This is a genomic window from Paenibacillus agri, assembly GCF_013359945.1.
Classification (GTDB): Bacteria; Bacillota; Bacilli; order Paenibacillales; family Paenibacillaceae; genus Paenibacillus_AQ; species Paenibacillus_AQ agri.
This window is the reverse complement of sequence record NZ_JABWCS010000192.1, coordinates 21,771-34,413: the sequence shown is the minus strand read 5'-3', so window position 1 is coordinate 34,413 and position 12,643 is coordinate 21,771. Positions and strand designations below refer to the sequence as shown.

At 51.2% G+C, this 12,643-nt stretch carries 10 protein-coding genes; 9 read left to right on the top strand and 1 reads right to left on the bottom strand.

Annotated elements, in window-relative coordinates; translation table 11 throughout:
- The first annotated feature begins 40 nt into the window (after positions 1–40).
- Positions 41–1,549: a cardiolipin synthase gene (gene cls / locus HPT30_RS05290; RefSeq protein ID WP_066379137.1), complete on the top strand. Its 1,509-nt coding sequence runs from the start codon at positions 41–43 to the stop codon at positions 1,547–1,549.
- 170 nt (positions 1,550–1,719) lie between these two features.
- Here cls and HPT30_RS05285 read toward each other — a convergent pair whose 3' ends face one another.
- Positions 1,720–3,252 carry a phospholipase D family protein gene (locus tag HPT30_RS05285; RefSeq protein WP_175370393.1) on the bottom strand — a complete coding sequence of 511 codons (1,533 nt, stop codon included), beginning with the start codon at positions 3,250–3,252 and terminating at the stop codon, positions 1,720–1,722.
- 221 nt (positions 3,253–3,473) lie between these two features.
- Here HPT30_RS05285 and HPT30_RS05280 point away from each other — a divergent pair, with 221 nt between their 5' ends.
- The 8 genes from HPT30_RS05280 to HPT30_RS05245 all read left to right on the top strand — a co-directional run bounded on the left by HPT30_RS05280 (position 3,474) and on the right by HPT30_RS05245 (position 12,569).
- The gene (locus HPT30_RS05280; RefSeq protein ID WP_175370392.1) at positions 3,474–4,388 is read left to right on the top strand and encodes a MerR family transcriptional regulator; all 915 of its coding nucleotides are present in this window, start codon (positions 3,474–3,476) and stop codon (positions 4,386–4,388) included.
- Positions 4,389–4,587: 199 nt separating this feature from the next.
- Positions 4,588–6,138: a phytoene desaturase family protein gene (locus HPT30_RS05275; RefSeq protein WP_175370391.1), complete on the top strand. Its 1,551-nt coding sequence runs from the start codon at positions 4,588–4,590 to the stop codon at positions 6,136–6,138.
- Positions 6,135–7,598 carry a phytoene desaturase family protein gene (locus tag HPT30_RS05270; protein WP_175370390.1) on the top strand — a complete coding sequence of 488 codons (1,464 nt, stop codon included), beginning with the start codon at positions 6,135–6,137 and terminating at the stop codon, positions 7,596–7,598. The genes HPT30_RS05275 and HPT30_RS05270 overlap by 4 nt, the downstream gene beginning before the upstream one ends.
- Complete coding sequence (locus HPT30_RS05265; protein WP_175370389.1) at positions 7,595–8,470, top strand: phytoene/squalene synthase family protein; 876 nt, start codon at positions 7,595–7,597, stop codon at positions 8,468–8,470. The genes HPT30_RS05270 and HPT30_RS05265 overlap by 4 nt, the downstream gene beginning before the upstream one ends.
- Positions 8,467–9,240, top strand: coding sequence for a carotenoid biosynthesis protein (locus HPT30_RS05260; protein WP_175370388.1), 774 nt, complete (start codon positions 8,467–8,469; stop codon positions 9,238–9,240). Before HPT30_RS05265 ends, HPT30_RS05260 begins: the two co-directional genes overlap by 4 nt.
- Positions 9,209–9,949, top strand: a complete 741-nt coding sequence (locus HPT30_RS05255; protein ID WP_175370387.1) for a lysophospholipid acyltransferase family protein — start codon at positions 9,209–9,211, stop codon at positions 9,947–9,949. The genes HPT30_RS05260 and HPT30_RS05255 overlap by 32 nt, the downstream gene beginning before the upstream one ends.
- Positions 9,946–11,097, top strand: coding sequence for a glycosyltransferase family 2 protein (locus tag HPT30_RS05250; protein ID WP_175370386.1), 1,152 nt, complete (start codon positions 9,946–9,948; stop codon positions 11,095–11,097). Before HPT30_RS05255 ends, HPT30_RS05250 begins: the two co-directional genes overlap by 4 nt.
- Positions 11,094–12,569: a phytoene desaturase family protein gene (locus HPT30_RS05245; protein WP_175370385.1), complete on the top strand. Its 1,476-nt coding sequence runs from the start codon at positions 11,094–11,096 to the stop codon at positions 12,567–12,569. Before HPT30_RS05250 ends, HPT30_RS05245 begins: the two co-directional genes overlap by 4 nt.
- Positions 12,570–12,643 lie beyond the last annotated feature (74 nt).

The window sequence follows — 12,643 nt, the reverse complement described above, 5'->3', positions numbered from 1 at the left end:
ATGTGTCATTTTCGTGATGTAAAAAGAAGGTAGGTAGAATATGAGAAGAGGATTGCAAGCAATTGTCATTATTGGAGCTTTTATAGCTTTTTATTACTTCGGATTTGGCCTGTTCGGTAGTACGGGCACGACCATTATTAGTATTTTCTCTACATTGACGGTCATATCCATTGGACTTGCCATTTCTATGGAGAACCGTAATCCTTCCACAACGATGTCTTGGATCTTACTACTGGCGTTGATCCCGGTAGTGGGACTTATCTTTTATTTCCTGTTCGGACAGAACGTGTTCAAGCGTCGTAAATATGATAAAAAGGCCCAGCTTGACATGATGGCCTACGAGCGAATTGAGAACGATGCGCTGCGCACTCACCATGATTGGTCGGAATTTGCAGAGCCTCATCAGAAGCTGTTGGGCTTGTCGCAGCGGTTGGCACGGACGCCGATCTCCTGTACTTCGGAGACGCGGGTCTTGACCAACGGAGAAGAGACTTTTGGAACCCTGCTTCTGGAGCTGAGGCAGGCTCAGCATCATATTCATATGGAGTATTACATCTTCCGGGCAGATCATATCGGGACACGCATCCAGCAAATCCTGATTGAAAAAGCCCGTGCCGGTGTCACCGTCCGCTTCATGTATGATGCAGTCGGGAGTATTCAGCTCTCCAAGTCGTTTCTGAAGGAAATGAGCGATGCCGGGGTGCAGGTGGCGGCTTATGGCAACTCGACCTCCTTTTTCTCCAGCCGGGTGAATTACCGGAATCACCGCAAAATCGTCGTCATCGACGGCGATGTTGGCTTTATGGGCGGACTTAACGTCGGCGACGAATATTTGAGCCGTAGTAAAACCTACGGGTTCTGGCGCGATACGCATATGCTGGTACGTGGTGAGGCAGTACGGACGATGCAGATTATTTTCCTCCAGGACTGGATGCATACGACGGGGGAGAAGATTCTGGAGCAGGATTACCTGTCGCCTAAGCTCCGGTATATGGCTGGGGACGGCGCGGTGCAGATTATTGCCAGCGGGCCGGATAATGAACGCCGGGCACTCAAGAACTTATTTTTCTCGATGATTACCTCTGCGCAAGAATCCGTATGGATTGCTTCGCCGTATTTCATTCCAGATGAGGATATTCTGACCGCACTGCGCGTTGCAGCGATGTCGGGGCTTGATGTGCGGCTGCTGTTTCCGGCCAAACCGGACAAGTGGATTCCGTTTCTGGCATCCCATTCTTACTTTCCGGCACTGCTGGAATCCGGTGTGAAGATTTATGAGTATGAGAAGGGCTTTATTCATTCCAAACTGCTCATTACGGACGGGGAAATTGCCACGATCGGCACGGCAAATATGGACATGCGCAGCTTCCACTTGAATTTCGAGGTGAATGCGCTGTTGATCCGGACAGAAAGTGTGGCGCGGATTGTCGAGGACTTCGAGCGCGATCTGCTCTCTACAAGACAGATTGTGCATGAGGAATTCATGAACAAACGCCTGATGGAACGGATACTGGAATCGGCGGCGCGTCTGATGTCCCCGCTGCTGTAGGATAGAATAATAAACCACTTAGACAGCCTTATGTAAGGTGCTCTAAGTGGTTTTTTTGAAAATATAAGAATTTATATGTTTTACGCTATAGATCATCCTTATATTTCTCACTGAGATGGATACCGTACCTTGGCGGACGGAAAACCGTTTCTACTTGTGTCAGGATATATTTAAAAAGTGGTGAACCCGATGAATTTCTGTATACGGAACACCATGTATTTAATCCACGTGACCCCGCTTTGGTAGGTATCAAGGGGGAGACTGTAATCTGCGCCGTCGTTATTCCACAGGCGGGTGAAATAGGCCTCCATTTCAGCGTATAGCGGCTGATCCCTCTGCACGGTTACCCACAGGTTGTTCTCCAGATTGTAATCATCGAGGTTTCGAGCCGTAAAGTTGCTAGATCCACCCAGGATGACGGACCTGCCATTTTCCTTGGCGACAAAAAGCAGCTTGGCATGATACTGCTCCTTCGTCGTATTGTACCAGCGGATGTCGATCTTTCCATCTGAACGGCGGTTCAAATCCATGGCTACAGGCCGATTGGGGATACCGATTTTATCTCTGCCGAACGCATTCTGATTGGGGTCCAGCAGTAACCGGACGGTAGCGCCACGTTTTGACGCCTCCAGCAGCGCCTTAATGATCTTGTCGTCAGCCAGATAGAACATGCCCATCCATACGGTGTCACCTTGCCCGGCAGAGGAGATGGCTTCCAGTGTATACTTATAGATTTTACCCTCTGTCAGATATCGGACTTCAAGGTGTTCCCCGGTGCTCCTCTCGTTGGCTTGAGAAAATACGGGCTCCTTGCGCAATAAGGGTCCTCTACCAGAAAGACGGGCTGCGGCTTGCTCCGTCTGCAAAATATCGGCGAGAATGGGGCCCTGAACCTCCAGTGCGATATTTGAGTTGTAGGCACTGGCATCATGTACATTCCCCGAGGATATCAGCGCCGTTGTTTCATTCATAATCAGCTTGCGGTGATTGGCCTTAACATTCAAGAGCTTCAAATAAGAGCGGGCGGTGATCTTCGGACCGTTACTGGCCATCAGATTGGGAATCCACCCCTTGCCGGATTGCCCGAACCACTGAATGAAGGTGCGCCAGAAGGCAGAATATACGGGTGTGGAATCCCTTAGTTTATCAACATCGGTCATGATTACCGTTATGCCGGCAGCTTTCATCTCTTGTAACAGCGGGTTGGGAGCAGAATTGTAATTCGTATTAACTTCGTCAGTAATAAATACGATCTCCATCTCCGGATAGGCTGTCTTCTGGGCGAGCAGTTTATCCGTGAGCTTTTTGCTGATCGGCGGGAAATGCTGATCCTTATGTGTGTAATTGTTGAAAAGGAACATATCAATCACCAGAAACTCCCGGGACTCCTCGATGATCTGGAGAATGCGCGGCAGAATTTGTTCCTCCTGTGAGCCGTTTTCCGTACCGTTCGCATGAGTCAGGTCATGCCAAAAATGCACTTTGCTGACCTTGTATAAGGGGCTTTCATAAGAAAGGCCGGATGGCAGCGGCTTATGGGTCTGGTAGATCATAACGGCAGTCAGCCACAATATACAGATGCCCACGATGAGGAGCATCCAGCGGCGGAAGGAGCGGGCGTTCCTTTTGGACAGATCGCCTCCACGGATGGTGTGGGATGGAGGCGAAGGGGAGGGCGCAGAGCGCCGACGGCCTGAATTCATGATAGTCCTCCTGTTGGACGTTCGATTACTCCTCATCCATTGTATTTTAAGTATTGTAACCATCTATTACCGCTTCTAAAGGAAGACTAAGCAAATGGACTTAGAACAACAGCGGATGACAGCTTACAAAGGCTTATGTATAATGAATGTAAATAATTTGTATAAGGTTTGTGTATTCAAATATTAGGTTTTGCCGTGTGGGAAAGTGAGTGAATGGCAGCATGTATACCATAAAGCAGGTCGTTGAAATGTTAGGTGTCCCTTCGGTGACGTTGAGAGCCTGGGAGAACAGGTATCAGGCTGTAACCCCTGAACGGACAGAATCGGGGTACCGACTGTATACCCGAGATAACGTGGAAGACCTGCGCTGGCTGAAGGAACAGACTGAGCAGCAGGGCATAAGTATTTCACATGCTGTTCGACTGCTCAAGGCGAGGAAAAACCAACATCTGGATGAAGGGAGCGCCTCTAAAGGCGGAACCTCGCAGGATGCTTTCGAGAAGATGAACCATCAAATATACAGTGCACTCTATGAGTTTCAGGGTGAACGTGCGAACGCGCTGATCGACTACGGCTTCTCACTGTTCGGATACGAGGCCATGGTTCATCAGGTGCTGGTTCCGGTTCTGGTCATGGTAGGCGATGCCTGGGAGAAGGGGAACGCGACCGTGGCGCAGGAACACTATATTACGCATATGGTGACTAATCGTTTCTATCAATTTTTTCATGTTTTTCCTGTCGATGAGCATCTGCCGAAGGTGCTGGCCTTTTGCCCGGCGGGAGAACATCATCAGGTCGGACTGCTGTTATTTTCACTTTTTTTACGCAAGAACGGTGTAGAGGTCATCTATCTGGGTGCTAATACCCCTGAAGAAGGGGTGATGACCATGCTGGGGCAGCAGAGTAGCATCGGAGCGATATGCCTGTCCGTGACCAACCCGGAATTGCTTCCTTATACAGAAGAACTAATCCGGCGGCTCCAACAGAAATGTCCGGAAGCGGCGTTTATTGTGGGCGGCAAGGGATACGATGCATCAACTACCGAATCGGTTGCCCGGTATGTTATTAACGAGCCGCCAGATCGCTGGCAGAATTGGTTTGACGATGTATTTGCAAAGATGTTAAGGAATGAGTAAATCCCTGGAAAGGGAGAAGAGGATAATACTGTTTGTAGGGAATCTGCGGACTCACTTTGAAGTGAGCCTCAGATTCCTTTTTTTGTTTACTCTTGCGCATTTACTAATTGGACTAATGATTGTATGATATTTGTATCATTTTTGTATAAGGTTATTTGTATAAGGTTTACACGAAAAAAAGGGGTGCAAAGGAGAGATCATGGCGCTGCGAGAAAAGAATGCCGCAAGGGTTGCAGTTGTTGGAGCGGGGCCGGGAGGGTTAGCGGCTGCTATGCTACTGGCCGCAGAAGGATATCGGGTCGAGGTTTATGAGAAGCGGGATACTGTCGGTGGCCGTTCGGGTCTGCTTCAGCTTGGCGCTTACCGATTTGACCGAGGGGCTACTTTTCTGATGATGCCCCATCTGCTGGAAGAGCTGTTCACCGCAGCTGGCCGCTCCTTGGAGAATTACGTCACATTACTGAGGCTAGATCCCCTTTATTCACTGCATTTTGGTGAGACAGTATTTAAACCTTCAACTGATGGACATCAGACGGAGGAGGAAATTGAGAGACTGTTTCCGGGTAACGGGAAGGGTTATCGTCAGTTTATGGCTGATGAAGAGGATAAATTTGAACGGGTCATGCCATTGCTGCAGCGGCCCTTTCAATCTCCCAGGGATTATGTCAAAAAAGATGTACTGCGTGCACTGCCAAAGCTGCATGCAACAGATACAGTATATAATCGTCTCTCTAAATATTTTGCAGATGAGCGCTTACGCTATGCGTTTACGTTCCAGGCTAAATACTTAGGGATGTCCCCCTGGGAATGTCCAGGGACGTTCACTATACTCTCTTATTTGGAGCACCGTTACGGGCTCTACCATCCTATAGGCGGGATCAACAAAGTTCTTCAGGCGATGTCGGAGGTTATTGCCGAACATGGGGAAAGTGTCCACACCTCGTGCGGGGTTAAACAAATCCTGGTGCAGAATGGTCGAGCAAACGGGCTCTTGCTGGAGAACGGGGAGAAGGTGGAGGCTGACTATATTGTTCTTGGTGCTGATTTCGGTACAGCCATGACCGAGCTGTTTGAGCCAGGCCTATTGAAGAGGTACACGCCGCAGAAAATTGACCGTAAACGCTATTCCTGCTCTACAGCAATGCTGTATCTAGGGGTGAACGGGGCGGTGGATCTAAGCCATCACTCTGTGCATTTTGCGGAGGATTACCGGCGCAATGTCGAGGACATTACCCGCCGCGGCGTATTATCAGCTGATGCTTCTATTTATGTGCACAATCCTTCCGTCCTTGACCCTACGCTGGCGCCTGCTGGAAAATCTGCTCTATATGTACTGATGCCGGTCCCCAATTTGACGGCCGATATCGACTGGGCGCAAGAAGGGGCCCGTATACAGGAAGAGATGATGAATCGCCTGCAGCGTCTGCCCGGGCTTGCAGATCTGCCACAGCGCGTCGAGGAGAGTCTATTCTTCTCTCCGCTGGATTGGCAGAATCAGCTCGATGTCTATAACGGGGCTACCTTTAACCTCGCTCATAACCTTGGGCAGATGATGTATCTGCGGCCCCACAATACCTTCCAGGAGATTGAGGGTATTTGGCTGGTTGGGGGCGGAACACATCCCGGGAGTGGCTTGCCGACGATCTTCGAGTCGGCCAAGATCAGTGTACGGCTACTCAAGGCACACGATGAAACTGTTCGTAGTAGAGCCGTTCGGGCAGGCTTTACCGGAAAGGGGGTATCGCTGTGAGCCGGATCGCAATCGTTGGCAGCGGAATCGGTGGGCTCACAGCAGCGCTGCTGCTCAGCCAGCATGGTGAAGAAGTAACGTTATTCGAACGCGCGTCGCAGGTCGGCGGACGGGTGGTTTTTGAAGAGGAGGGTCCGTACCGAATCGACCGGGGGCCAACCATTGTTCTTCTTCCGGAGATGCTGCTGGGCATTCTGGAGGAGGGGGGCCTTCCACAGGAGAGCATCGAGCTGTTGCGCTGTGATCCGTTATATCGCATTCATTTTAAGAGCGGTCAAGTACTGACCAAGGTTAACGGATTAGAAGAACAGGCAGCAGAAATAGAAAAGACGTTTCCTGGCCAAAGCAAGGGATTTATACGATTCATGCAGACGATGTCCAATTTGTATCCGCAGGGCAAGTCTTCTTTTCTGGAACGGAACTTCAAGTCTCACAGAGCCTTCTTCAGTCCCAGGAATCTGGCGCTGATGGCCCGACTGCGAGCCTATAAGAATTTGAGGGAAACGGTAGGACAATATTTTTCCAGTGAGGAAATGAAGGATGCGTATTCTCTGCAAAGTTTGTATATAGGCGGTGCACCCTCCCAGACCCCTGGCATCTACACGATGCTTCCTTATGCTGAGCATGCCTTCGGCGTGTGGATGCTGAAGGGCGGCTATGGCGAACTGCCGAGAATAATGGCCCGCGAACTGGAACGCCGGGGCGTAAGTGTGCATCTGGATACCGAGGTAGAGTCCCTAACAGTTCAAGAGGGTCGCTGTGAGGGGGTAGTGGTGAAAGGGGAGTCTCTGTCGTATGATGCCGTTTTGTATAACGGAGATTTTCCGTACCTGGATGAGCTCCTGCCACCGAAAGCCCGGCGGCGTAAACGGCCTCCAGTCACATATACCCCTTCTTCGGGCTGTCTGCTAATCTACGTGGGGGCTTCCAGGCGATGGGAGGAATCGCTGACACATCAATTCTTTCTCCCAGATAGTCTGAATGCCAGTCTACAGGAGTTATTCCACGATGGGCGTATTCCCCGAGATCCTTCTTATTATGTTTTTAATCCGGTGGCGCTGGATGAAAGTGCCGCTCCGCCTGAAGAGAGTGTGCTGTATTTTCTGGTGCCTGTTCCGTCTGCCTCAGGAGTGGATTGGGAGACGGCCGCAGAACGTGTGGCCTCTCAAGTGCTTGCCGACGCAGAGAAGCGCGGTTTTCCCGGGCTTGCAGCCAGCATGGTATGGCGTAAGGTCCGCACACCAGCTGATGCACAGAAAGAGGGTATGTACGGAGGCGGGAGCTTCGGCATCGCGCCCTTACTATCGCAGTCCGGTGTATTCCGTCCACAATCGCAGCCTTATCCCATTAAGGGTTTGTATGCTGCCGGAGCATCCGTTCACCCCGGTGGTGGCGTGCCAATAGTCATGCAAGGTGCAAAGCTGGCGGTTCATGAATTGCTAAAGGAGATGAACTCATGATTGAACGTGTATTGCAGCAATGTGAAGAGATGATTAAGCAAGGATCTTCCTCATTTTACAAGGCCTTTGCCGGACTTCCTAGCCCACGCCGGGAAGCGGTGCATGTCATATACGCCTTTTGCCGGCTCATAGACGACAGTGTCGATGAGCCGGACAAATCGCCTTATAGTATTCATGAGCTTCGTGAGCATTTTCTCCATCTGGAGCAGGCGGAAGGGCATTTCATTTGGCCGGCCATTCGCTGGTTGTTCCGGAGCTATCCGCAGTTGAAGAAAGAGCCGTTTCTGCTGCAAATGGAAGGTCAACTCAAGGATTTGGTGTTCACCCATTATGACACGCTGGAGCAATTGGAGTCTTACTGCTATCTGGTCGCAGGAACTGTTGGAGAGATGCTTCTGCCCGTACTTCGGGATGACGGGGGCGATGGGGTTCGTGCTTCAGGCATCGCTTTGGGGATCGGGATGCAATTCGTAAATATTATCCGTGACGTAGGCGAAGATCTGGAGCGGAGACGGCGATATATTCCACTAGAGGTTATGGAACGACATAGATACAGCGAAAAAGAGCTGACACAGGGTGTGGTGAACGATCGGTTTATAGCGGTTCTCCAAGAGCTGAGAGAGGTGGCGCTCGGCTGGTTTCAAAAAGGGTTGGAGAATATTGAAACCTACCCGCCTGCCAGCGGATTGGCTGTGGAATTGGCGGCGGCTTATTATGCCGGAATTTTGGATAGTGTAGCTGCTGGTGGATACGATGTTTTCCGCCGCCGGGCCTATGTCAGCGATGAATCCAAACTGCTTATTTTTCAGCGGACACTAGCCCGTTATGCATTAATATTGGGAGAACAGGAAACGGCGGCTGGATTCCGATGATTCACTATCTGTTCTGGGTGTGGTATTTCGTAGGTGCGCTGCTGTTGCTTCTGTTTGAAGTCCCGCGGCAATTACAGTTTTCCAATGCTCTCTTCCTTATTTTTTATGCTCTTTATGCTATCAATGTTATGAAGCGGGGGAAGCCCAAAATGTTGCCGGACCAATCCGTGATTAAAGGACAGCTTGTAAAGGGATGGCTACCTTTCATTGTGATTTGGACTGGAGGAATGACTGTAGAATGGGTCGGTGTTCATTCCGGCAGGTTGTTCGGAAGCTACGTGTATTCCGATATTCTGGGTCCGCAACTGTATGGCGTACCTGTTACGTTGGGTTTTGCCTGGATTGCTGTTGTAATTAATGCGTTCTTGATCACCCGAGATTTAGGGTTGTCCGGCGTTCGGCTGACTGTTGTCCGGGCTTATCAGGTGGGCTTCTGGGCTGTGCTCATGGATCTGGTACTTGATCCTGTTGCCCATGCCAGAGGCTTCTGGCATTGGAATGCGGATGGTGGATTTTATGGTGTCCCGGGCAGCAATTTTGTAGGATGGTTTATGGTGGGCGCTATGTTATCCCTAACCCTTCCCCAGAAGTCTGTAACATTCCAGGCCAGACGGCTGGGTACGAGGCTGTATCAGGCGATTCTTATAATGTTCGGACTGCTAGGGGCACGTGAAGGATTGCCACTTTGTACAGTGATAGCCGTCATTGGTATTCTACTGTCGGAAGGGAGTCTGCGTTATGCTGGAAGCCACAAAGCACAAAAGATTTGATCAGCTGTTTTATCACTATAATGCCCTATATTTGATCCGCCGACACTTCCGCTTTTTTGGCTCTGCCGGTCAGTTGGAGCCTCCGGGCTATGACGGCAAGCCACTTCTTTATATCATGAACCACAGCTCCTGGTGGGATGGGCTGCTGGCCTATCACGCCGCCCGAATGCTAACGGGCGGCGATCACTATTTTATGATGGAGGAGAAGCAGCTGCGCAAATATGCTTTTTTTCGCAAGCTCGGGGCGTATTCCATCGACGCTAGTCGACCGGGAGAAATTAGCGCATCTATGCGTTACTCAGCGGGTCTGCTTCAAGCTGGCGGCAGGGTCTGGATCTACCCCGAAGGTGAGATTCGACCGTTGGAGCAGCGGCCACTGATGCTGAAGTCCGGAGTGGGGCTACTCTTGCGGCTCTGCCCCGAAGCTGTTGTAGTTCCCGTCACACTGTACCATGGCCTGTTCCAGCATTCCAAGCCGGAAGCCACCCTGCTTGTGGGGAAGCCGATGCATCGAAGCTGGAAGGCGCTGCACCGGGACGATATCCGTGATCAACTTCAGGTGATGCTGGAGGGGCAGCTTGATGCTCATCGGGGGATGGTTCAGGAACAGGGCGGACATGTGCCAGAGCTGTTCGCTCCTCTGGTGAAGAGTAGAAGGTCTACTAACGAATGGTTCGATGCTGTGTTGGGGAAACGGGGAAAACTATGATTCAGTTTCTGCAGCTCCTGATGGCCATCTTGGTATTCCAAGGTATCTTTGCGGTATGGAACATCTCTCGATTTCCGAAGCTCGGCGTTACGACACGTAATATTAGGTCACGGCAGCGTTCTAATTACAAGGCTCAAGGTTTGGAGTTGTCAATCTTGATCCCGGCCCGTGATGAAGCCACCAACATCGGGCCTTGTCTGGAGTCTGTTCTCAATTGCGGACTTCCCCCCGATACAGAAATTCTAGTGCTGGATGACAGTTCTACTGATGGAACGGCCGATGTCGCGCGTGATGCCGGTCAGGGCAGGGTCAGGGTGCTGGCCGGACAACCGCTCCCTTCAGGATGGCTGGGCAAATCCCATGCCTGTGCCCAGCTTGCAGAGGCGGCGAGAGGGGAGTGGCTGCTGTTTCTCGATGCAGATATAAGACTCCGGCCCGGCGCGCTGATGGCGGCGCTAACGACAGCCAGGGGGCAGGGCTGCGGGCTTATCACTGGGTTTCCACGGCAGACTACCGTCAGCTGGCTTGAAAGACTGATAGTACCGTTGATGAACTTCACCATTCTCTGCCATTTACCGCTTCCACTTGTCAGGGGATCCGGTGATCCCCGATTTGTAGCTGCACACGGTGGATTCATGCTCATACATAGGGAGACCTATGGTGACGCCGGGGGCCACGCTGGAATTCGCACTGAACTGGTAGATGACATGGCGTTGGCACGCGCTGTTAAAAGAAGTGGAAATCCAGTCACGCTGACGGATATAACCGATTACACCGACATGCGAATGTATCATAATGCCCGGGAGGTCTGGAATGGCTATCGTAAAAATATTTATGATGGTCTGGGCCGTCGTCCATTGCTGCTTCTGGCAATCCTGGTATTTTACATCCTGTTATATGTAATGCCGCCCGTGATGCTTGTTTTCGCAATTGCTGAAGGATGCGGGACGGCTATGTTATGGTCTGCGGGAGGCATGATGACAGGGATGGCGATCAAGAGAGTTAGTGATGGCTCCGGCAAGCAGCCGTCTTGGTTGTGTCTCCTGATGCCGGTGAGTATTCTCTGTCTGGTGGGCATCTCTATCGCCTCTTGGCGGGGAAGCTTGCCGGGCCGAGGTTATGAATGGAAAGGGAGGCGTTATCCATGAAACGGAAAGCTGTCATTATTGGCGCGGGCTTTGGCGGTTTATCATGTGCCATAACGCTAGCTTCCAAGGGTTGGGAAGTTCAGGTGCTTGAGCGGCAGGATCGGCCTGGTGGCAAGCTGCAACGTATTGAATCGGACGGGTACACGTTTGACCGGGGGCCAAGTACGATTACGATGCCAGGTGTATTCCGTTCCCTATATGAATTGGCAGGTGTGGACATGGAAGACTACGTCCAACTGTATGAATTAGAGCCACGCACACGAAATGTTTTTTATGACGGAACAGTTGTGGATTTCTCCAGGGATATCGAGTTCATGAAGGCACAGATCAATGCATACAGTCCTCGGGATGCCGCACGCTATAGCGATTTTCTGGAAGAAGCCGCTGTTATGTACAGACTGAGCGAAAAGGAGTTTCTGAACCGTCTTCTCCTCTCCTGGCGGGATAAAATGTCCCCCTCCCTAATCAAGGGTCTGCTGCGTGTAAAGCCGTTCCTCACGCTGCAGAAGCTACTGTTGCGTTATTTCAGCCATCCCCATACCCTTGCGATGTTGGGGCGTTATGCTACTTATGTAGGCTCTTCTCCCTATCGTTCTCCTGCAATTTTCGCAATGCTGGCTTATTTGGAGGGGCAGAAGGGCGTGTATGGCGTGCGAGGCGGCACCTATCAACTGATAGAGGGACTTCTTGCTCTTTCCGAGCGGATGGGAGTGGAGATCATTACAGGCACTGAAGCCACTGACTTATCAGTCTTGAACGGAGTCGTGAAGGGGATTGAGACTTCTTCCGGCTTTTATCCGGCATCGACAGTTATTGTCGGCGGCGATGTACTCAGCATGAACCGTCTGCTGCTGCCGGAAGTCAGTCGTCCGCACATGAACGATCGAAAAATAGCCGGGTACGAGCCATCCCTATCGGGCTTTGTGACACTTGCCGGGGTATCCCGGCAATACGATGTGCTGCGGCACCATACAGTATTTTTTCCCGAACAGTATGAATTGGAATTTCAGGCGATCTTTGATGAGAAGCGTCCACCGCAGAATCCGGCCGTTTACGTCTGCCATTCCGGTTATTCGGAGACGGGTATGGCGCCTGCAGGAGGGAGCAACCTGTTTATCTTGGCCAATGCGCCTTATATAAATGATGCCTGTCTCTGGGAAGAGGAATCGTTGTCATACCGAGAACGCATCTTCAATACACTTGCAGGCCACGGCATTGCCGGTCTGAGTCAGTCGGAAGTATTGCTCCATTACACGCCTCAGGATATCCAGAGGGATACACTTGCGCACAGGGGAGCGATTTATGGGATTTCTTCCAATTCCGCACGTCAGACCTTTCTAAGACCAGGTAACCGTTCCCCGGATGTGCAAGGGCTATGGTATGTGGGAGGCACGACGCATCCCGGAGGCGGGACGCCTGTCGTTTCACTGTCAGGGCGGCTGGTGGGCGAACACATTGCCAGCAGAGCCTAAGCTTTCAGAGAGAGATGGATGGCATTGTAAGTTCCTTTGAGAAGTTGTGTTATAATGAAGCATATTGCCAAAAT